22 protein-coding genes, 1 pseudogene and 1 riboswitch are annotated in these 21,770 nt (G+C 36.0%); of the genes and pseudogenes, 7 read left to right on the top strand and 16 right to left on the bottom strand.

Going from position 1 to position 21,770, the window contains the following annotated elements; genetic code table 11:
- Positions 1 to 86 precede the first annotated feature (86 nt).
- The 4 genes from FS486_RS15155 to FS486_RS15145 form a co-directional block, all read right to left on the bottom strand.
- Positions 87 to 413 (bottom strand): YuiB family protein, encoded by a 327-nt coding sequence (locus FS486_RS15155; RefSeq protein WP_144512489.1) that lies wholly within the window; start codon positions 411 to 413, stop codon positions 87 to 89.
- A 167-nt stretch (positions 414 to 580) separates the two neighbouring features.
- Positions 581 to 706 (bottom strand): YuiA family protein, encoded by a 126-nt coding sequence (locus FS486_RS20210; RefSeq protein ID WP_186321473.1) that lies wholly within the window; start codon positions 704 to 706, stop codon positions 581 to 583.
- Positions 707 to 1,758: 1,052 nt separating this feature from the next.
- Entirely contained in the window at positions 1,759 to 2,970 is a 1,212-nt protein-coding gene (locus FS486_RS15150; RefSeq protein ID WP_144512487.1) for an NAD(P)/FAD-dependent oxidoreductase, read from the bottom strand.
- A 232-nt stretch (positions 2,971 to 3,202) separates the two neighbouring features.
- Entirely contained in the window at positions 3,203 to 3,565 is a 363-nt protein-coding gene (locus FS486_RS15145) for a HesB/IscA family protein (protein WP_144512485.1), read from the bottom strand.
- Positions 3,566 to 3,779: 214 nt separating this feature from the next.
- Between FS486_RS15145 and FS486_RS15140 the strand changes: the two genes are divergently transcribed.
- Positions 3,780 to 4,481: a DUF2225 domain-containing protein gene (locus FS486_RS15140; protein ID WP_144512483.1), complete on the top strand. Its 702-nt coding sequence runs from the start codon at positions 3,780 to 3,782 to the stop codon at positions 4,479 to 4,481.
- Between the two features lie 22 nt (positions 4,482 to 4,503).
- Here the strand turns inward: FS486_RS15140 and FS486_RS15135 are convergent.
- Positions 4,504 to 4,793 (bottom strand): annotated as a pseudogene (locus FS486_RS15135) (NifU family protein).
- A 27-nt stretch (positions 4,794 to 4,820) separates the two neighbouring features.
- On the opposite strand from FS486_RS15135, the gene FS486_RS15130 reads away from it, so the two are divergent.
- On the top strand, positions 4,821 to 5,153 hold the full coding sequence (locus tag FS486_RS15130; RefSeq protein ID WP_144512481.1) for a YuzD family protein: 333 nt from the start codon (positions 4,821 to 4,823) through the stop codon (positions 5,151 to 5,153).
- A 47-nt stretch (positions 5,154 to 5,200) separates the two neighbouring features.
- Here FS486_RS15130 and FS486_RS15125 read toward each other — a convergent pair whose 3' ends face one another.
- The 3 genes from FS486_RS15125 to FS486_RS15115 all read right to left on the bottom strand — a co-directional run bounded on the left by FS486_RS15125 (position 5,201) and on the right by FS486_RS15115 (position 9,136).
- Positions 5,201 to 6,226: an ABC transporter permease gene (locus FS486_RS15125; RefSeq protein ID WP_144512479.1), complete on the bottom strand. Its 1,026-nt coding sequence runs from the start codon at positions 6,224 to 6,226 to the stop codon at positions 5,201 to 5,203.
- Between the two features lie 5 nt (positions 6,227 to 6,231).
- Entirely contained in the window at positions 6,232 to 7,095 is an 864-nt protein-coding gene (locus FS486_RS15120) for an ABC transporter permease subunit (protein WP_260858124.1), read from the bottom strand.
- A 214-nt stretch (positions 7,096 to 7,309) separates the two neighbouring features.
- A complete protein-coding gene (locus FS486_RS15115; RefSeq protein ID WP_483861234.1) occupies positions 7,310 to 9,136 on the bottom strand; it encodes a DNA ligase D in 1,827 nt (608 codons plus the stop codon).
- A 123-nt stretch (positions 9,137 to 9,259) separates the two neighbouring features.
- Between FS486_RS15115 and ku the strand changes: the two genes are divergently transcribed.
- Complete coding sequence (gene ku / locus FS486_RS15110; protein ID WP_144512472.1) at positions 9,260 to 10,084, top strand: non-homologous end joining protein Ku; 825 nt, start codon at positions 9,260 to 9,262, stop codon at positions 10,082 to 10,084.
- Positions 10,085 to 10,131: 47 nt separating this feature from the next.
- Here ku and FS486_RS15105 read toward each other — a convergent pair whose 3' ends face one another.
- Positions 10,132 to 11,199 (bottom strand): NAD(P)/FAD-dependent oxidoreductase, encoded by a 1,068-nt coding sequence (locus tag FS486_RS15105; RefSeq protein WP_144512471.1) that lies wholly within the window; start codon positions 11,197 to 11,199, stop codon positions 10,132 to 10,134.
- A 127-nt stretch (positions 11,200 to 11,326) separates the two neighbouring features.
- Between FS486_RS15105 and FS486_RS15100 the strand changes: the two genes are divergently transcribed.
- A complete protein-coding gene (locus tag FS486_RS15100; RefSeq protein WP_144512469.1) occupies positions 11,327 to 11,563 on the top strand; it encodes a YuzB family protein in 237 nt (78 codons plus the stop codon).
- 25 nt (positions 11,564 to 11,588) lie between these two features.
- Here FS486_RS15100 and FS486_RS15095 read toward each other — a convergent pair whose 3' ends face one another.
- Both FS486_RS15095 and FS486_RS15090 read right to left on the bottom strand, forming a co-directional pair.
- On the bottom strand, positions 11,589 to 12,353 hold the full coding sequence (locus FS486_RS15095; protein WP_144512467.1) for a TIGR01457 family HAD-type hydrolase: 765 nt from the start codon (positions 12,351 to 12,353) through the stop codon (positions 11,589 to 11,591).
- Positions 12,340 to 12,801, bottom strand: coding sequence for a DUF86 domain-containing protein (locus FS486_RS15090; RefSeq protein ID WP_144512465.1), 462 nt, complete (start codon positions 12,799 to 12,801; stop codon positions 12,340 to 12,342). The genes FS486_RS15095 and FS486_RS15090 overlap by 14 nt, the downstream gene beginning before the upstream one ends.
- Before the next feature lie 85 nt (positions 12,802 to 12,886).
- Between FS486_RS15090 and FS486_RS15085 the strand changes: the two genes are divergently transcribed.
- The 3 genes from FS486_RS15085 (at position 12,887) to FS486_RS15075 (ending at position 15,789) form a co-directional block, all read left to right on the top strand.
- A complete protein-coding gene (locus tag FS486_RS15085) occupies positions 12,887 to 13,153 on the top strand; it encodes a DUF3055 domain-containing protein (RefSeq protein ID WP_144512463.1) in 267 nt (88 codons plus the stop codon).
- A gap of 829 nt (positions 13,154 to 13,982) precedes the next feature.
- Entirely contained in the window at positions 13,983 to 14,513 is a 531-nt protein-coding gene (locus tag FS486_RS15080; protein WP_144512461.1) for a sigma-70 family RNA polymerase sigma factor, read from the top strand.
- Positions 14,497 to 15,789, top strand: a complete 1,293-nt coding sequence (locus tag FS486_RS15075; RefSeq protein ID WP_144512460.1) for a DUF4179 domain-containing protein — start codon at positions 14,497 to 14,499, stop codon at positions 15,787 to 15,789. Before FS486_RS15080 ends, FS486_RS15075 begins: the two co-directional genes overlap by 17 nt.
- Before the next feature lie 486 nt (positions 15,790 to 16,275).
- Here FS486_RS15075 and FS486_RS15070 read toward each other — a convergent pair whose 3' ends face one another.
- From FS486_RS15070 to FS486_RS15050, 5 genes are all read right to left on the bottom strand, one after another.
- Complete coding sequence (locus FS486_RS15070; protein WP_144512458.1) at positions 16,276 to 16,620, bottom strand: YutD family protein; 345 nt, start codon at positions 16,618 to 16,620, stop codon at positions 16,276 to 16,278.
- 14 nt (positions 16,621 to 16,634) lie between these two features.
- Positions 16,635 to 17,570 carry a lipoyl synthase gene (lipA, locus tag FS486_RS15065; protein WP_144512456.1) on the bottom strand — a complete coding sequence of 312 codons (936 nt, stop codon included), beginning with the start codon at positions 17,568 to 17,570 and terminating at the stop codon, positions 16,635 to 16,637.
- 105 nt (positions 17,571 to 17,675) lie between these two features.
- Positions 17,676 to 19,247 carry a Na+/H+ antiporter NhaC family protein gene (locus tag FS486_RS15060; protein ID WP_144512454.1) on the bottom strand — a complete coding sequence of 524 codons (1,572 nt, stop codon included), beginning with the start codon at positions 19,245 to 19,247 and terminating at the stop codon, positions 17,676 to 17,678.
- A 93-nt stretch (positions 19,248 to 19,340) separates the two neighbouring features.
- Positions 19,341 to 19,525, bottom strand: a riboswitch (Lysine riboswitch).
- Positions 19,526 to 19,572: 47 nt separating this feature from the next.
- Positions 19,573 to 20,346, bottom strand: coding sequence for a sporulation protein YunB (gene yunB, locus FS486_RS15055; protein ID WP_144512452.1), 774 nt, complete (start codon positions 20,344 to 20,346; stop codon positions 19,573 to 19,575).
- Positions 20,347 to 20,388: 42 nt separating this feature from the next.
- On the bottom strand, positions 20,389 to 21,765 hold the full coding sequence (locus FS486_RS15050; RefSeq protein ID WP_144512450.1) for a bifunctional metallophosphatase/5'-nucleotidase: 1,377 nt from the start codon (positions 21,763 to 21,765) through the stop codon (positions 20,389 to 20,391).
- Between the last annotated feature and the right edge of the window lie 5 nt (positions 21,766 to 21,770).

Raw genomic sequence — 21,770 nt, 5'->3', positions numbered from 1 at the left:
ATAAAACAAAAAAACCCTATAAGATGACCTTTTTAAAGTGTCTATCTTATAGGGTACAGTTTACAAATGAGTCATCCTTTTTTTCGTTAAAACATTTGATATCCATTTTTTCTTAAGTATTTCATGACAAAACCTGCTGCAATTGCTCCTACAAGTCCACTAGACAAAATAATAATGTCTGCTGCATGCAGTGCTACTAATTTATCTCCAAGCGCTGAGAAAGCAAAGCCTGGCTTTGTAAAATAATCAAAAAAACGAACCTCATCAATAATGAATACCACAACTATTGGATAAAGAATTGCCATAAACCATGTCATTCTAAGTAACATATTTAATAAGAAGGCGATTCCAAAAAACATAACAAAAAATATAAGTACTGAAAGTATCAATTGAACGAGCATAAAATCTTCCATATTCTATTACCTCCGTAGTATCTTTTACTAGTTTACCTTAACGGAGGGGAGTATTCAATGTACTTGTGTATTTTCACTTATTTGTCATAAAGCCAAATTTCCTTTATTGTTCACCACTAGTTAGTTGAACTTTGGGGATTGCAGGCTGCTATGCCGGGATAAAGCTTTTATTTTTTCCCTGATCCATTACAACAATTACAAGTTTCTGACCCACCTAATCTCAATTGGAAATAGCCCTCTCCTTTACAATAAGGACAATTTACAGTTTTTGCTTCTGTTTTCAGTCTCCTCATTCAACTCAACTCCTTTAATATATTTAATATTCAGATAATATATCACATATGAATTTAATTGTAAATAAATTTATAGCCCTATTAGTTATTCTTCTTATTTCATGAAGTATGTATAAAAGATTTTATGTTATATTCGTTTTTTAGGGATAGTGCGTCTTAGTGCGTTTGACTAGCGACCGCTATGATTTTCTCAGCAGTCGGACACTTTCCGCCGGGTGAGCGATGAGCCATTCCCGCCGCTTGCGCGTTCGTTGGAATGTCTCATTTGCCCACAGAGGAACAAAGGCTAAGATCGCCACATCGTGTGGCAACGCCTTCGTGACCAACATCTTGTTGGCCTCGGCAGGAGTCGCCGCCAGCAGAGAAAATCAAAGAAAATTGCTTCCACTCCGAGCAAAGAATGTTGCTATGCGGGCATAACGAGATAGCATACGAGCATAAAAGTTCGATCTGTCCCAAATGTTGCGAGTTTGTAGTGAAATGTTGCGCATCCTGTCTATAATGTTGCGAGTAACGACTGATATGTTGCGCAAATTTTAATGGACGATCTAATCCATGTAAATTAAGCGGAGACTTCGAGTAAGGTGCATGGCAATCAGTGTCCGCTAGCCTTTGTGTGGTTGGTTGCTCTGCATAGTAATTTGGTTGCTGTCAAGCCCAAACTGGTTGCTTTGCCTGTTGATTTGGTTGCTTTCATGAGCTAATTGGTCTCGCTTAGCCATTTTCTAACTTTTAATGGACAATAAATATAGATAAACGCGCATAGTTTGACGGATTGGAGCTGAAGGGCGGCGACTCCAGTGGGATCAAGTGAGTAAGATGAGACTTCACAGGCGACCGCTAAAGCGGACGGTGAAGGCTCATCACGCACCCCACGGAAAGCGTCCGCCCTTCAGCGGAAATCCTAGCGGTAACTTCCTTAAGACACATTATCCCTATAATAAGGCGTTGCACGTTAATATTTGCTCAGTTTGGAAAATGAATGATAATTATGAGTCGTAAAAAAAACAAGCTCCCACTATCAATTCAAGTGGAAGCTTGTTTTTTAGTTATTATAAAGTAAATTTACCTTTTTTCAGTACTAGTGGAACTCCACCGATCATGTAAAGTGCACGGTTATCAATAACCTTTTTCATAATCGAAGCTTTTGTTCCTGTAAGTTTTCTACCCATTACATCACCAATCGCATCATGCTCTCCAAGTGAACATACAGTTCCTTTTAAAGCAGGTACGAATTCTTCTGTTTTATTGCCTTTCATAAGCGCAACAATGTTTTTAGCAACTGTTACAGCTTGTTGCATTGCAATTTGTGCAGTAGGTGGATATGGACGGTTGATTTCTTCGTTGATCATAAGTGCACAGTCCCCAACGATGAATACATCTGGGAATCCTGGAGCACGCATATCTTTATCCACTTTCACACGAGCACGCATATTTTCAATTCCTGATGATTCGATTAAGCGATTTCCGCGAACTCCCGCTGCCCATACAACTGTACCAGCTGTGATGAACTCAAACTCTTCTTCGCCTTTTTTAATTTTAACGCCTTCTGGAGTTGCTTCTACTACTGGAGTACCAATAGAGAATTCAATTCCTTTAGCTTCAAGTTGTCTTACAGCATACTCTACTAGTTCTGGGTCAAAACCTGGTAGTACCATTGGAGCTGCTTCTACACATACAACACGCACTTTTTCTTTTGGTACATCGTATTCTTTGCAAAGCTCAGGAATACGATTTCCTAATTCACCTAAAAACTCAATTCCAGAGAATCCAGCGCCACCAACAACAATAGTTAAACGTGAATCAACGCGGACTTCTTCTGTAGACCATGTAGCGAATTGATATTCAATATGATCACGAATTTGACGTGCTGCATTTACGTTTGCAATGGAAAGTGCATACTTGTCTAAGCCGGGAATTCCGAAAGTTTCTCCTTCAAAGCCTAAACCAATTACTAGATAGTCATATGTATACTCTCCAGCGCTTGTTGAAACTTTTTTAGTATTTACATCGATTGCATCAACTGTTGCTTTTACAAATTTCACTTTGTTTGAGTTAATAACGCTTTTTACATCGTAACGAACTTGGTCGGGACGTAATGTACCTGCTGAAGCCTCATGTAACCATGTAGACTCGTAATGGTAATCATTTTTATTCACTAAAATAATATCTGCTTCATCTGTTCCTACTATTTTTTGAAGGTTGACTACAGTAGATAATCCACCGTATCCTGCACCTAATACTAGTATTGTTGGTCTTTTCAAGAAAATCGCAACCACCTTTTTATAATTTTAGAAGACCTTTATGACACAAATTATTTATCACACTATTCTTTACTTTTGTCTAATTTGCGACAAAAACCTCTTACCTCCTATATTAGCCCTTTTATCACGCCATTTCAACACATTGTTAGCGGAATGTAAATATTAGAATTTACTGATAACACCTAATAAAAAGAGAGCATTTTCCACAATCGAAAATACTCTCTCTTTATTATTAACAGCTCTCAGGCGTTCCTTCTTTTTTTGCAGTTCTAAACGAAGAACCACAACCGCAAGAAGCGATCGCGTTCGGGTTATCTATCGTAAACCCTCCGCCCATTAATGATTCTTTATAATCTATTGTGGTTCCAACCAATATCGAAGCATCTTCTGACGAAACAACAATATCAATTCCATGTTGATGTAGCTCTATATCATCTTCTTGCTTTTCTTTTTCAAAATTCATTCCATAAGAAAGACCGCTACATCCACCACCATTTACAGAAACACGAAGCATCGATCCTTCTTCTTCGTTATGCACCATCATTTCTTTTACGCGGTAAGCGGCCGCTTCAGATATAATTACAGCTTCTGTCATCTGAAATCACCATTCCTTCCTTTGTTCTATCATATCAATGTTTTTACTATCTAGACAAGGAAAACCGCTTGAATTAAAGACGATTAGACATATTTAATTAAATTGGACACTTTTACATAAACCGTGACATTAGAACCACTTCAAACTATCGCTTTTACGTGGGCAATAAGGTATAATAGAACTATTCAACAATAGGACGAAAAGAGGTTATTTGATGGAATTATCTCCCTATTATCAAAAAGATATTGAGTGCCTGCATTGTAAACAGAAGTTTAAAACGACTAAAGTACGATCTAAATTTGTTAAAGTAGAATCCCATGAATCTGACTTTCAACCAATTTATCAAAACAAAGAAATAAATCCTTTGCTTTATAATATATTTGTTTGTGAACATTGTGGTTTTTCATTTACAGAGGAATTTTCGAAATACTACGCACCAGGTGTAAAAGAAGACATCCAAGAAAAAATCGCAAACAAATGGGTTGCTCGTTCTTTTGGAAATGAAAGAACTATAAACGAAGGCATTACTGCATACAAGCTAGGTATTTTCTGCGGTACGATAAAAAAAGAAAAATTCATTAATATTGCTGGTTTAGCTTTACGTACCGCTTGGCTTTATCGACTACTTAACAAAACAGAAGAAGAACTTCGTTTTTTAGAAATAGCAAGAGATCGATATGTCGATTCCTATTCTAGTGATGATTATAGTGGGACACAAATGTCTGAGACAAAAATGCTCTATTTAATAGCAGAGTTATCACGGAGAATTGGTGAGATGGAATATGCTACACGTTATTTTTCGAAGGTGATTGAAAAACAAAGCACGTCACTTGAACCTAAAATTGTAGAAATGGCAAAAGAGCGTTGGCAAGAAATTCGAGAAACCCGAGAAAAAGAAAAAGAAGCCTACGCATAACGGCTTCTTTTTTAATTCGCTATTAAAATACTTGTTCTACTTCTACTACGCCTGGTACTTCTTCTAGTAAAGCGCGCTCAATACCTGCTTTTAATGTGATTGTTGAACTTGGGCAAGTTCCGCAAGCTCCTAGAAGGCGTAGTTTTACAATACCGTCTTCAACGTCAACAAGTTCGCAGTCTCCCCCATCACGCAGTAAAAATGGGCGTAATTTATCTAAAACTTCTTGAACTTGTTCATTCATTGTATCAGTCATATCTATCGACTCCTTTCGCTATAATCATTATAATCAGATGTAAGAAAAAAATCCAATAAAGAATTCGAAGGAGCTAATCAATCATGAAACATCAAGCGTTAAATATAGAAATTTATGGTGCAGATATTATGTGTGCAAGTTGTGTAAATGCCCCATCCTCCAAGGATACATACGAATGGCTGCAAGCAGCAATCGACCGGAAATTTCCAGCAAACGATATAACGTTTACCTATATCGATATCGAGCAGCCAATTGAGAATGACAAACAACAAGATATTGCCAATCGAATTGCAGAGGATGAATTTTTCTATCCACTTGTCATGATAAACGATGAAGTCATTGGTGAAGGCTATATTCAACTAAAGCCAGTATATGCAGCTCTTGAGAAATATGGGTATGTGAGTGAGATAGAATAATAGAAAGACAAGCAGAATACCAGCTCTGCTTGTCTTTTTACATACGATTAATTAGTTTTTGTGTTTAGTAGCTGAAATGGACCTAACTGTTTTAGTTCTTCCGTTGATTCCTTTTCAGGTACATTGACGATGCGCTCATCTGTCGATAACACATGTTGTAGACCATCTAAGATACATTTAGCTGCTAAAATTAATATAGTCAATAGAACAATGGGTATAAAAGGTATCCACACATAAGGCGTCCAAAGTAAATTCCACCACATTCCTAAAGCACCTGCCCAATCACTTGAGATAGAGACATCCCTTCTAACTCCAAATAAATCTTCTTTAAGATATAGCCCACCTATAAAAATACTTAAAACACCTAAGTGAGACATCAGAATAAGCGATTGCATAAACTCTTTTATAAAGATTATATAAAGCTGTGGAACTAAAAATGGTTTGACATGTTTTGTAATTATATGCCATGTTGTTGCTCCTAAAGTTTTTGAACACTCAATAAACTCCATTTTGTTAATTAGTTTTACTTCATTTGCGATTAATACAGCATTAGTAGGTATGTATACTATCGATAAAACAAAAATATATATTAATGTCATTTCCAACAATGGTTGCACTAGATCCCCCATCGACATTAAAACTTCATCGTAACTAATCCGTTTGAGTAGTAATATTGCGAATAAAGTAATTGGAAAATAATTAATCGAATCGGCTAAATATTTAATAGGTCTTTCGATTTTTCCTAAATAAAAATGAATAAGAAAGCCAAATAATATCGAGGGTACAACTCTTATTATTGTAATAACAGTAGCTGCAAATATAGTATATTTCGCGCCAACAAGCATCACTATAGCAATATTTCTACCGAAATTATCAGTTCCAAATGGTGGATAGAGTTCCCAGTTATATGGAGCAGGTAATGGTTTTCCACTGTTGTCATACAATAGTGGAGAGACAGGAATATGATCATGAAAAACTAATAAATAAAAAAGACTAGCTAATAAAATTCCGCTAATAGTGACAAATCCTAAGAGAAATAATTTATTTTTAAAAGCTCTTTTCACTATACTCATTTATATCACCATTCCAATCTTTGACCAGTCTTTTTAAAGATAAAACCTGTTAGGGAAGTATAAACGATGAAAAAAGGCAAATATATCATAACTAGTGAAAAGGCAATAATTTCAGGTTCTTGATATTCCAAAATAAAAGTGAATATGCCATAAATATTAAAAAGCTTCTCAAAAATAACCATGGAAGACAAAATGATTAGAATAACAGACTTGCTATGGATAATGATACTCGGAGCAATATTCCTTAATACATGTTTGAAAAAAACATGTGTCCTAGTAAATCCTTTACCTTTAGCTAATTGAACATAAGTTTTCTCTAATTCATCATTTACTAAATATAGAATAACTTTAAATATCATTAATGATGGAATTAAAGCTAATACGACAATAGGTAAAATATACGTTCTGTTCTGACCTGTACCAATGATTGAAAATAACCTTGTACCCGTTTGTTGGTAATAATATAGGGCAGAAAATTGAATAACTATTATGATAAACAAGTCTGGTATGGATTCTAACAAAGAGGCAATTTTAACAACAAATAGGTTAATCCTTTTAGGTAATAACGTCGTTAAATAAGACAGGAAAATGCCTACAGTTATTGATATTAATAATGCCGTTAAAAATATAATAGTAGAATAGAAGTAATAGTCCCAAAAGTTAACGAAAATAGAATACTCAAATCCCGTTGGACCGATGAACACTAAATTATGCGGTTGAATCAATGAATGAATAATACGAATCACGGAATCTATATATAAACCCATATCCAATTGAATTCCATTATTAAACAACCCCACAAATGCACTTAGAAGGATTAGACCAATGACAACGCAAAGGAAACGAGTAATACTTTCTAATATAGACATTATTTGAAATCCTCCTTACAAGAATACTATATTAAATCAGGAAATTTCTGAATAAATAAAATATTAATCCAATTATACACTTTTTTACCATTTGGGAAAGTTTTGTTTTACAATTTTCTAATTATTTTAATATAGTTAATAAAGATAGGATACTTTGAATAGATAGTCAAAATATCCTGTCCTCTTGTTCTTTTCTCCCCTTTTCGTTTAAAACTTAATGTTGTCCTTCTAATTGACTAAGCACATTCTTAAACTCTTCCTCATTATTATCTTGTCTGAAGTCTCGAAATGGGTCCGCTTGTTTTTCCAAACGTTCTAGAACGGCGGGGATCGTGTACATACTTGGCTTTAAGGACTCTTTTACCTCCTGCCAATTTAGCGGAGTTGCTATCAAGCCTTGGATATTGCCACGTGGAGAATAGGGAGCAATGATGGTTTTCCCTTCTTTATGCTGGACATAATCCAAATATAATTTATTTCCCCGATTCTTTTTCAGACGCTCTGTTGTAAACCATTGTGGCTCCTGTTCAACTAAAAAGTTGCATATAAATTGGGTAAATGTACTTGTGTCTTCATATGAAAAGACATCGTTCGGCAAAGGAATATAGACTTGCATCCCTTTCCCGCCAGATGTTTTGATATAAGATGTTAAATCGAAATGATCAAAAATTGCTTTCATCCGTAGTGCTGCTTCTATAGCTAAAGAAAACGCTTTAACCGAAGGAGGGTCTAAGTCAAATACAATCTCTGTCGGCTTGTTCGTATGAATTGTTTGAAATGGGATATGAAACTCAAGTGCGAGTTGATTTCCTAGCCATAACAAAGATTCCACATCATTGCACAATATATAGTTTATATCTTCGACAAGTTTGGTTTGGATATAATCAGGGGCATAGTCGGGAGCATGTTTTTGAAAAAACCGCTCCATACTGCCTGTCATTCCATGAGGATAACGAATCACCGTTAACAGCCTATCGTGTAAAAAGGGAAGAATATGAGAGGAAGCCTTTTGTAAATAAAGCAAGTAATCGTCTTTTGTAAAACCAATAGTAGGCCATAGTATCTTTTCTGGATGTGTAAACTCCATTTGTTCTGGAAGTGGATTCAACTTTCTTTGCATTGCTTTCCATGTGCATTCCTGCGGATCCATATCTAGTTTAAAGGCGTGAAAGCTTGGCTCTCTTAAATAGTCACTAAAAAAGTCAATACAAGCGACCTCTACGCAAATAGATGGATGAATACCCCAAACCTCCCCCTTTTGCTTCGTACCATTCGATTCAAATAGTGACGCCAGTGTGTGGAATTCTTCATCCTTCAATCCATTGTGAAAGGTAACAACGTCAACTAAAGAATCGTCAAGAAAGACAGCGCCATTGAAAAAGCCATTATTTTTATCATATTTAGTTAATACGACATTTACATATCTCCAGTTTTTTATTTTCTGCCAACTAATTGAACGAGTATTACTCACCCATTTACTTGTCTTTTTCTTTGCAATAATCCCTTCCCCATTATTCACTTTGATCTGTGTCCACAATTCCTCACTATCTTGAAAAACGTCGATAGCTTGGATTTTTCTTTTATCCATATAGTTCACTGTAGTAGAAAGTCCGAGCCCTTTCATTAATTTAGCTAATAGCTGTTTACGCGTTGTTAAGTATCGATTCGTTTGACTCTCACCTTTGTATTGTAAAATATCAAAAACCACATAATGACAAGGGAATATTTTCACATGGTTTGAAATGGATTCTTTATTGCTCATTCTGCCTCTTGTTTGCACGATGGAAAAATCACTTTTAAAATTATTCTTTAAATAAACTAATTCGCCATCGATTGTTAAAGGTAGATTCGATTTTATATTCTCATATATAGTATGACAAAAGTGAATGATCTCGGGGAACATATTATTTAGTATCTTCCCATTCCTACTTGTAAGAATAGGTTCCTCCTTCCATTCTAGTATGCAGCGAAAGCCATCGTATTTTGTTTCATACAGCCATTCGTTTCCCACGGTAATTTCATCTGCGGCAGTTAAAAGCATCGGCTTCAATTTTCTCACCTTTTTCGCATGTTTGTTATAGCATTCGAACAAACCAATCTCTTGATACATAAAAGTGAAAAGAAAATACCATAATGATTAAAAGAAAAGAAAAGGTGATTTAACATGCATACAGTTTGGAAAGGAAGCATCAGCTTTGGATTAGTTAATATCCCCATAAAATTACACGCTGCAACTGAAAATAAAGATATTAAACTTAGACAACTTCACAAAGAATGTCATACACCGATCAGCTATAAGAAAGTCTGTGAAGGTTGCAATAAAGAAGTGAACGAAGAGGATATTGTAAAAGCATACGAATATGCTAAAAACAAGTTTGTCGTATTAGAAGCAGAAGAACTCGAAAGACTAAAAAAAGAAAATGAAGATAAGGCCGTAGAAATAATCGATTTTGTCAAACTAGAAGAAATTGATCCCATTTATTTTGAACGTTCCTATTTTTTGTCACCCGATACTACAGGAGGAAAGGCATATTCTCTATTAAGAAAGACATTAGAGGAATCCGGTAAAATAGGAGTTGCTAAAATAATCATTCGCTCGAAAGAACAATTAGCAGTAGTTCGTGTTTATAAAGACACTTTAGTAATGGAAACTATCCATTTTCCTGACGAAGTTCGAAGCACCTCGGATGTCCCGAATATCCCAAGTGCAGAAACAGTCGTTCAAAAAGAACTAGATACAGCACTTTTACTAGTAGACCAATTAACAACCGCCTTCGAGCCAGAAAAATACACAGACGAATATCGAACAGCGTTAATGGAGTTAATAGAAGAGAAAAAAGCTGGCAATCATACTGTTTCAGTAACAGACAAGCAGCCCCTCCCATCTAACGTAACCGACCTAATGTCTGCACTTCAAGCCTCCCTGGACAAAACTTCTCCAAAGAAAAAACCAGCTACCAGAAAGAAAAAAGTGGCAAAAACGTCTTAATCGAAAAAACCTTAGAAACGCTGATACGACAACGTTTCTAAGGTTTTTTAACCATTATGTCTCTTATACATCCAAAGCAGTCCTGACTTCATCAGTCTTGCAATTCGTCCAGTCACGGAAATGTCTGCCATGTAGGCAAAACCTTGTTTCTTACCAAGCGATCCCATGAACCCTTTTAACTTAATTTCTGGCATCTTGTCAGGTAACGGCAACTCTTTCCATCTTGCTTGTAAGACTTTCACAATTTGCTCCGCTTGTTCTTCCGCTAATTGTGCACTCGGTGCAAAAGGAAGTGAAGCACAATCTCCTACAACGAAGACATTCTCGTAATTTGGTAAATCATGATACTGCGTTAAAATCACTCTACCAGTTTTATCTTTTTCACCTGGTAAAGCTCGTACAGATGCCGCTGGTTGAATACCTGCTGTCCAAACAACAACATCTACGGGAATAATCTCTTCATGATTATATAACTTATTTGGCTCTACTTTCGTAATGTTCGAGTTACTTACAACTTCCACATCATTGGAATCGAACCATTTCTGTACGTAATTACTTAATCTTTCCGGGAAATCTCTTAAAATACGAGGACTACGGTCGAATAGTTTAATTCGCAAGTCTGGTCGACTCTCACGAAGTTCACTAGCTAACTCAATTCCACTTAAGCCGGCTCCTACAATTCCAACTACTGAACCCGCAGAAAGACCACCGATCTTCGTATATGTGTCACGCGAGCGCCCGATTGTTTGAATACTATAAGTAAACTCATCTGCCCCCGGTACATCATGATACTTATCTTCACAGCCTAGCCCAACGACTAAATCATCATAAGGCACCGCTTGTCCATCTGCCATTAAAACACGCTTGCTTTCCACATCAATCTCTACTATTTCACCATACTTAATCGTCAACTTATCACTATCTGGAAATCCTACTCGAATTTCATGATCGGATGCTGTTCCTGCCGCTAAAGCATAAAACTCTGTTTTTAAACTATGAAATGGCGTTCGGTCTATTAATGTGATTTCTACATCATTTGGTAAACTAGTTGGCAATAGGCGTGACAAAATACGCATATTCCCATATCCTCCACCTAACAATACTAATTTTCGCATAATATTCTCCCTCATCTTTCAATGTCATCTCAAATTATAAATGATTGTGATGCTTTTCACAAGAGAGCTTCTAAATTGACGTTTGTCTAAAAATGGAGTAGCATGACGGAGTAGTGAGGTGACAGCTATGAATCCTATGGTTGAATTTTGTATAAGCAACCTTGCAAATGGTTCACAAGAAGCTTTTGACATTCTAGAACAAGATCCAAATTTAGATGTACTCGAATATGGCTGTTTAAGCTATTGTTCCCTGTGCTCCGAAACGTTATTTGCTATCGTAAATGGAGATGTGGTAGAAGGCGATTCCCCAAATGATCTTGTGAAAAAAATATATGAATACATTGAAGAAAATCCCCTATTTTAAAAGACTGCGAATTGTTTCCAGTCTTTTATTTTATCCATTCTTGAAGCGACTGCAAATAATACGTAGGCTGCTCTGCTTGCATTTGCACTTCTTCTGTCCGGTTTACCCCGCTGTTCACATGAGCTGTATGAATCCCCATACGAATACCTGTCAAAATGTCCGTTTGATAATTGTCTCCAATCATGATCATCTCTTCTTTACTATACCCATATTTTTTCTGAATTAACTCCAACATGAATGATTCTGGTTTTCCCATAAAGATTGGTTCTACACCTGTAGAATGCTCTACTAATTTTGTAAAGGCACCATTACCTGGTACTAGCCCCTTTTCAGTAGGAAACGCATGATCACTATTAGTCGATATGAAAGCCGCTCCCGCTCGGATAGAAAGACAAGCAGTAGCAAGCTTTTCATAATTAATAGAACGATCTATTCCCATTACGACTACGTCTGCTATATCTTCTGTTCTCACAATATGTTTGGCATCAAGCGCATCCTGAAGTCCCATTTCGCCAATCATAAATACGGACTTTCCTTTATAATGTTCATCCATATAATTTGCTGCGGCAATGGATGAAGAAATGATATGATCTAAATCTGTATGCACGTCCATCTTCGCAATTTTTTCTTGCAATTGCTTCTGTGTCATCGATGAGTTGTTTGTGACAAAAAAAGGTTCAATGCCATTCTTTTGCAAGTAGTGAACAAAATCCACCGCTTCCTTGATCGGCGTTTTCCCCTTATACACAGTGCCATCCAAATCTAGAAAATAAGCTTTATAATTCAACATTGGAATCCTCCGGCAAAAATGCGGAAACCGGCCCTAATTCATTGACTAAATAATTTTCTACTTTCACTGGAAATTGTTTCAGATGTGCTAAATTGGAAACTAATATATTCTCTAATTTCTTATGGTCAACTGCGTAAAAATGGCGAACTAACTCTTTTCTAAATTCAATCACTTCTTTTAACGGAGCGTCCATTTCAAGAGAAATAACCTTTTCATCTGTTAAAATGTCGATAATATCATCATATCCACCTGGATCACGCATGATGAACCCATCAATCATCGAATTTCCCACATCTACTATTGCTTCAATCATATTTTGTCCTACACGTTCTAATGCTAATTTAGATAGTTCAGATGCATGCCAATCCGTTTTATTGTCGATTAATGCTAATAAGTTCTTCATATGGTCTAATGTCAACGCTATTTTTTTACGATCTACAAAATACATGGAAAAGCCTCCCGAATAATGTTCAGTTGATATATACCTCTATTCTATAGTACCATAATTCGTAGTTAGGAAGGAGAGTCACAAGGTGGAACGCTTTTTTTTATATGATGATGTAGAGGATACAAAAACAAGATTCGTTGGATTTACTGGAGATTCCCAAAGATATGATTTAGCCATTTTACAAAGCTCCCGTTTTTTCGGAAAAGTGCTTGTAATGGATATTCAATATGGCAGAGCAGCCATTCTCGGTCCAGATGACTTAGAAGAACCCGGCTATCTAGAACATGTCTACAATAGAACTGAAATAGAAGCAGATGAATTAAGAGATTACTTAAGAGAATTACTAAACTGAACACGGGAAGTTTTAAGAGAAACAGGAAGCGGCAATCCGCTTCCTGTCTTTTTTGGCTACTTTACGTCTGTAAAAAAATCTCATTTACAACTAAAGACTTCAAAATTACAACTAATTACTATCTTGCTTGAATCTTAGTGCATAAGCGCCCATTAAGATCAAATCCTGTATCTATCGTTTTCGAAGTACTTTGGTCAAACTGATGCTATATGATAACCGATTTTTTTAGAGGTGGTAATCTTATGGCGTTTGTCTTTCCGTCGCCCTTCTCAAAGTTTAGGCACAAGTTTCGTACATGTTTGTATAATGAAAGAAAAGATAATTCCTAATGCATAGAGTAAGCTCTCGAAAGTACAATTTCGTTCGCTATTTCGCCTTTTTAGTTGGAAAACACCAACTATTACTTTATAATTTCCCAAGTTATAATAGCTTCAACATTAAACAATGACAAATGTATGTAAAAAATTTTGATTATTTGTAATAAAGTTTGATTAAAATCTTCTCTCCTCTGTATTTTTCTTGTAGGCTAGATGATTTATATTGGATATTTAAGTTAATATAACTATAAAGATTATGAAGAGATTTACTTAAATAAACGAAGCAGTTTAGTTGAACAAGGAATTGAACCACTTGCAAGGAAATAGGCTAATCATAGTATAAAAAAGAGTACGTCTCTATTTACAGTAGAGACGTTTTTATGTTGAATGATCTTTTTTCAACAAGTAATAGAATGGTTTTTCTAAAAAATTCATCTAAATTATATTCATATTGCAACGAAATGGACATCTCATTCATCTAACATTTGTAAGAAGAGAACGGAGGGAAGTCAGTGCTTTTGCAAAATACATTTATAAAGGCTCAGAAAGGGGATAAAAAAGCATTTCTTCAATTAATAGAAAGTGATAAAGAAAAGCTTTATAAAATAGCTTATTTATATGTTAAAAATGAAACCGATGCCCTAGATATTGTACAAGAAACAATTACTAAAGCGTATGCCAGTTTAAATTCTGTAAAAGAGGAGAGGTATTTCAGTACGTGGCTTACGAAGATTCTTATCAATACAGCGTTAGAGTTTTTAAGAAAGACCTCAAAAATAATCCAACTAAATGAAAACATACCGGAGAAACAGTTTCCGATTGTGAAAATTGAAGAAAAACTAGATTTATTACATGCAATAGAGCAGCTAGAAGAAAAATATAAAACGGTCATTATTCTTCGTTATTATAGGGATTTATCTGTGCAACAAATAGCAATTTTTTTAAATTGTCCAGAAGGTACGGTGAAATCGAATTTACATCGGGCAATTAAAAAGCTGAAAAAGTTTTATCAGGGGGGAAAAGTAAATGGACAAGGATATTAAAAAATCAATTGATTCAATTCAAGTACCTAGACAAAAGCTAGATGCAGCTATCAAAAAAGGGTTAAATGTAAGCCAAAAACAAATTAAGCCTAGAAGAAAAAAAGTAGTGATGCTAATACTTTCATGTGCAGCTACATTTGGTTTACTAATTAGCTTAGGATTTATATCACCTACTATGGCTAGTGTACTTGCAAGAGTACCTTTACTCGATTCTATTTTTACATCAGTCGGTGACAAAGGTTTACGTGTTGCGATCCGTGATGAAAATGCAATTTTATTAAACGAAACGATATCTAGCAATGGAGTTTCATTTAAGGTTCAGGAAGTAGTATATGATGGTACTCGCCTTGCATTTTCATTTGTTCAAGATAAAGCTGAATACTTAAATCTACACCAGATTGAAGTAAACGGAGAAGAAATCAATTTTTCATCAAGTACTAGAGGTGAGTATTTAGAAAATGGACAGTTTTCTGGTCTCGTCCAAATATATCCAACAGAGTCCTTACCTAAAGAATTTGATTTAAACGTATCAATAATACACATAGGTGACACAAGAGGTGATTGGCAGTTTGAAACCCATGTATTACAAACCAATAATCATCGTGTGAATTTAGGAATAGGGCAACGAGCTGAATTAGATAACTTCTCGTATGAGGTGAAAAAATTCGAGAGTACAAATTCAGCTATAAGTTTGCATGTACTATTTAAAGAAACTCCGGAAGCTATGTATAATCCAAAAAAACAAAGATTAGAATTATACTTATTAGACCAAAAAGGAAATCCTATACCGATGATAAGTGCATCTGGTTCAGGTATTAAGAAAGGTTTAATTCGTGAATATGTGTTCGAACCAATTAGTGAAGAAGTAAGTGAACTTACAATAAGTCCTTTCTTTGTACCGGAAATCACTGAAAGAAAAGAGAATATAGAAATTCTGGATAAAAATAGTTTGCCATTAATCATTTCACAAGGTGAAATGGGCGATTTAGTGGTGACGAGAATGGAAGAAGAAAATGATCTAACTGCAGTTTACTTTGAATCGACAAGCTCATTCCCGTTTGGTACAGATTTTGAGATGAATCATTTATGGGTGGGAGATAGTGAGGGTAATTACTTAATTGCAGATGGAGGTTATCCCAAATCGATTGGCAAAAACAAATATAAAATGTATATTAACAGTACAAAAGACAATGGGGAAATAATTATTAAAACAATTAATATTCCAAAAATGACGCTAAATCAAGAAGCTCAAATCACAGTTAAGATTCCACGATAGAGAATATGATGATGCTTTCTATTCCTTTATGAAGTGAATTAGCTCTTCTTCGGCTAACGGGTGCTTAGCTAAATATTCGCTTTCCAAAATAATCAATTTTTATTACAAAAAGCCCTAAACAGTTATGAAGAATAGCCCCTATTTGATCAATCTTTGTTCAAAATAGGGGCTATGATTTTCTGTTAAAATTAGCTTTTGTAGCTGTTTTTAATCAATCTTTATTCCAAACCAATAACAAAAGAATCGTGCGCATGATCACTCTATTGATTGCAGTGAAAGGTGGCGACTCCAGCAGGATGAGGGAGAAAGGTGAAACATCACAACGTACCCGAAGGGGCGGTGATGGTTCAGCGCTCCCCCTGCGGAACGCGTCCACCTGAAACGGAAATCGGCAGTATTCTTTATTCTTTAAAAATGACGAGAACTCAGTGTTTACAGGACACTTATACTTTCTTATCTTTTGAAAAAAAAAAAACAAGAGCCAGATTATAAATGATCCGGCTCTTGCTTTTCTTGTACTTGTTCTACTATTTCTACCGGCGGCACTATTTTCGGAGCAACGCCCGTTTTCTTAATTAGAAAATAGGCACAGCCAAAATTACAATACTCGTATAAATAATCTTTCATCGTGCTTATTTTCGTATCAAAAGTTGCTTTATGATTCCGATCTTCAAAAAAACCTTTTAAGCGAAGCTGACCATATCCCCAGTCTCCCATAATATAATCATACTTCGAAAGGATTTCGCTATATCGATCCAAAAAAGCATCCTCTTTAAATGCATCCCGGTAATCTTCTATAATTTCATAAGTAAAACCTTCTGCAACTATCATTCGATCACCATCCATTAGCTATTTTGAGTAGCTAGAAGTTCCTCACCCTGCGCTTGTCTTTGTTTCGCTGCGGCATTTACTTGTTCATCTGCATGATAACTACTTCTGACAAGTGGACCTGCTTCACAATGCGAGAACCCTTTACTCATTGCAATTTTCCGTAATTCACCAAACTCAGCAGGAGAATAATATTTTAGCACGGGTAAATGCTTTTTCGTTGGTTGTAAATATTGACCGATCGTCATAATATCTACATTATTAGCGCGTAAATCGTCCATTACTTCTAATATTTCTTCATGGGTTTCCCCTAAACCTAACATTAACGAAGATTTCGTTGGAATGGTTGGTTGCATTTCTTTTGCACGACGCAATAATTCAAGCGAGCGATCGTATTTTGCTCTTGCACGAACCCTTGGAGTTAGACGGCGCACAGTTTCAATATTATGGTTCAAAATATCTGGTTTTGCATCCATAATATTTTGGATATTTTGCTCTATACCACCCATATCAGAAGGTAGTACTTCAATTGTTGTAAATGGGTTTTTACGGCGAATTGCACGAATCGTCTCGGCAAATACTTCAGAACCGCCGTCCTTTAAATCATCTCGAGCTACAGCTGTTACTACAACATGCTTTAAATTCATAATAACAACTGAATCTGCCACACGTTCTGGTTCTGCTAAATCTAACTCATTTGGAAGACCTGTTTTTACGGCGCAAAAGCGACATGCTCTAGTACAAACTGCACCTAAAATCATAAACGTAGCAGTTCTTCTTGAACCCCAGCATTCATGGATATTGGGACATCTTGCTTCTTCACAAACTGTATGTAGATTGTTTTCACGCATTAACTTTTTCAGACCTTTATAGTCCTCATTTGTATTTAGCTTTATTTTTAACCAATCTGGTTTACGTTGATGCTCTGATTTCGTTGGTTTACACGATGTCACTTCATATCTACCCCATTCTTCATAAACTGACTACACTGTTGTCAATGTACCATATTATTAGAATTCAAACAACCTTCTAAAAACCATACTGTAAAAGTAAAGGAACTATTTTTTTGTGTGAACTGCTTGCTTGTTTTTGGCATTCCATACAACAAATAATCCAATAATAATACACACTACAGTAGCAAACCCTAACCATGCAGAGTCCGTCAATCCTAAAACTAAATAGCCAACAGCAGCAATTATTGCACAAATAATCGCATAAGGTAATTGCGTCATGACATGATCGATTACATTTACCCCTGCTCCGGTTGCAGACATAATCGTCGTATCTGAAATCGGTGAACAATGATCTCCAAAAACCGCTCCTGCTAAAACCGCTGATAGAACCGGTAATAATAATGCTGGTTCGATCGCCATGATGATACTCGCCCCAATAGGTAATAAGATTCCGAATGACCCCCATGAGGAACCTGTTGCAAATGCCATAAATGCTGTTAGGACAAATAGTAATACAGGTATGACTCCAACGGGAATATGATGATCCGTTACTAATTTAGCCAAAAATGCTCCTGTTTCTAACTTATTGATCAGGAAGGATAATGACCATGCAAAAACTAATATAAGAATCGCAGGCAGCATTGAATTTATCCCGGTCACAAGAGCTTTCCATACTAAGCCGATATTTGCTTCTGCATTTGTTTTGAATTGGCGCACATACAGTGCTATAGCTAAAATAGTCGCTGTCAGACCTCCGATCAATAAAGAAAAAGGAACGTCTGTGTTTTCAAAAATCACAAATAGATTTAATTCAAATCCTGAATGTTGATAGCCTGTCCAAAACATGGTAAACAAAGTCACTACTATTAAAGTAATGATTGGCAAGACTAAATCGGTTACTTTCCCGTAATTATTTTCCGGGAAATTTCCTTGAAGATCCCCTGGATTAGATTTACTTGAATCGTAAAGTTCTCCCTTTTCTCTTGCTCTTTGTTCATGTTTTTTCATTTCTAATAAGTCAAAATCTGTCCAAGCTACAAAAAATACGACCGCTAACGTGGCGACAACATAAAAATTCATCGGTGCCATCAATACAAATGCTTGAAGCGGCGTATAGTCAGTTACCGAATAGGTCGCAAAAATCACCCCTAATTGGCTGATTAAAAAAGCACCCCAACTAGAAACAGGCGATACTACACAAACCGGGGCAGAGGTAGAATCGATAAAATAGGCAAGTTTTGCACGTGATACCCGATGAGAATCTGTAATAGGTCTCGCAATTTGCCCGACTGCCAACGCATTAAAATAATCATCCACAAATATAATAATCCCTAAAAATGCAGTCAGTAATTTGGATCCGCGGCGAGTTTTAATTCTTTTTACCGCCCACGCAGCAAATGCTGTACTCCCACCTGACAGACTAACAAACGCCGTAACTATGCCGAGCAATAAAATAAATAATAATATATAAATATTGTACGTATTCAACCCTTCCTCCCAAAAAGAAGTTTTAAAGGACTCCCACAACAATACAAACGAATCGACTGGTGCAAAGCTTTTTACAAGCAGAGCCGCTGAAACAATCCCGACTCCTAGTGATAAGACAACTCTTTTCGTTACTAATACCATAATGATTGCTAGTAACGGGGGTAATAAAGAAAAAATGGTGTTTTCCAAAACTGCTTCCTCCTCAAAAATATAAAAAGCCAACCTATACATTACATATAGGTTGGCTTTAACTATTGTATTTAAGCATAAAAACGTGTATTTATCCTTTGTAGCTCCCCATTTATATGAATCCATATAAATGACAGTGTTATTTCTATTTGAAATAACCCCAACCACATATCGTTTGACGAACGATATATAGCTTCGGCAAAACTTCCTTTCGTATACGATCATAAGCGTCATCTTCCCGTATAATACTATTAAGTCTTGCAGCCTCTACCTATTTTATTCATTTTCTATATTGTAACAGTTATTTCCGTCTTACCTGATATTTTTATTTTTCTGGTAATGGGAGTGGTACTTCGACAGATGGAGCAGCAGAACCATCTCCCCCTGTGTAAATATGAGGTACCTGGCCTTGAACTAACCCCATGGCAACTGGAATATTTTGTTCGACTACACTCATTTTACTAGCGAGCGGTACTATAATTTGGACATTTACTTTAATATGAATACTAACTTCCACATACGCATTATTTATCCCAAATTCTCTAATGGTAGGCACTACATTCGATTGGACATTCCCAATAACATGAAACCGAATAGGAATTTTAGGCCCCAAGTTTCCAATCAGAGGAATATTGGTTGCCTGCCCCATTGGCACAAAAAATACGACTCCTCCTTGGTCTTCCATTGTTTGTTTGTCGTATTCAATATCATCTAAATAGGGAAGACTCGATAAATTTCCTTGTTCTGCTTGTTCTAGATGCGCTTGAACCAAACTATTGGTATCCGATAACACACGATTAATGATTTCTGTATTGAATTTCGTCGTCACCATATTTGTACTACCGTTCGTGGACGGAACTTCCTCAATAATATCGTTCACATCTAGAACATTTGCCGTTCTTGAATTTATCGCTTTACTAATAACCATCGATGCAATTTTATTTGTTTGGACTTCTGCATATTGAAGATAGGTTGGTGTCAAACGATAATTGATCACATAAAAAACTACCGCTACCGATAAAATAAAGAACGCTAATAAAAGAGCTAATTTCCGCTGATTAGTTAAAAGGTTAAAACGCTTTTGTTTTCGATAGAACAATATAAAATCCCCCTTATTACTACTATGTAATAAGGGAGATTGTTATGTCTGCGATAGATGACTATCCAATTGAGTACCATACCATTTCACTACATCACGAATTAACTCGGGCATAAAGTATTCTTTTGTCGCAAATTTTAAGGAAGGAAAGAAATAACCAAATGTGAACATATCGAGCGTAGCAAGTGTGTATACTTTCTCTATTTGTAATTCCTCATCCTTAACATATAGGATACCTTCTTCGCTTTCTTTTAGATGCTCGAATAACATCGCCCCTAAATAGTTGCCTCTAAATCCAAGTCCTTTAACTTCTAAATAAGGCCATTTCTCGTTCTTAGACTCTTCTACAATTTCAAGTAGCTCTGCTCCCGTTAACGTAATGACACAAGGGTTAATCGGATGGGGCAAGCAACGATGCAAGTCACCCGCCGTTATCACTCCTTTATGTAAATCAGTTAAAAAAATACCTGCTGGAAACAGAGCACAATCTGCCTTCGTAAAGGATAGTAATGCCTTCCCGAAAAATGTAGACAGCTCCGATTCACCAAACCATTCTTTCTTTAAGTAAGTAGCGTTTTGGAAAACAGGGAAAGCGAGTTCTTCCCTACCAATCTCCTCCCACGCCTTTATTTGCAACTGAGCATCTTTTGGTTTTGGTAAACTTTCTGTAGCATATAAAACTGCCTGCTTTGAAATGATTCTTTTCGCTTCGTGATCATATTCCATCGTCACATGTCCTATATACATTCCATATTTTCCAGCCGCTGCTTGAAGTGTGTTTCCAAGCATTTTTCCATTTTCAAAAAAGTGATGAGTATGCGATCCTAAAATAAGATCAATTTCAGGGATTTGCTCCGTCATTATTTCATCTTGGGACATGCCCAAATGAGACATACAAATAATGAAATCCACTTGTTCTCTTATATCCTGGCATACTTCTTTTAATCGCTCAATCGGTTTTTGAATATGCCAGCCTAACTTCTCATAATACAAGCCAAAATCAGCGGTTGCAGCTACAATGCCAATTTTTATACCAGATGAGATAGTATGAATTTTATAGGGAAGCACCCAAGAAGGAATTTCCCCCTCTAATGTAGTGAAATTAGAGACGATAACTTCAAACTTGGCATCTTTATATAAAGTGTCCAAATCATCATGACTTAAGGTTATTCCTTCGTTATTCCCGATGGTCACATAATCATATCCTGCATCATTTAATAATTGAACATTTCCTTTTCCAAGGGAACCTTCTGTAAATATGTTCGATCTGTCCATATGATCTCCAATGTCTAGTAGGAGATACGCATCATTTGGATGATGTTTGGTATGAAATTCCGAGAGAAACTGATGAATGGTTGGCCAATTTTCTAAATGGCTATGTAAATCATTCGTATGATAAATATGTATGGTCTCTCTCATAGTCG

The organism is Bacillus sp. FJAT-22090, assembly GCF_007676755.1.
Lineage (GTDB): Bacteria > Bacillota > Bacilli > Bacillales_A > Planococcaceae > Psychrobacillus.
Note: the sequence above shows the minus strand (reverse complement) of the source record. Positions and strands in the feature narration are given on the sequence as shown.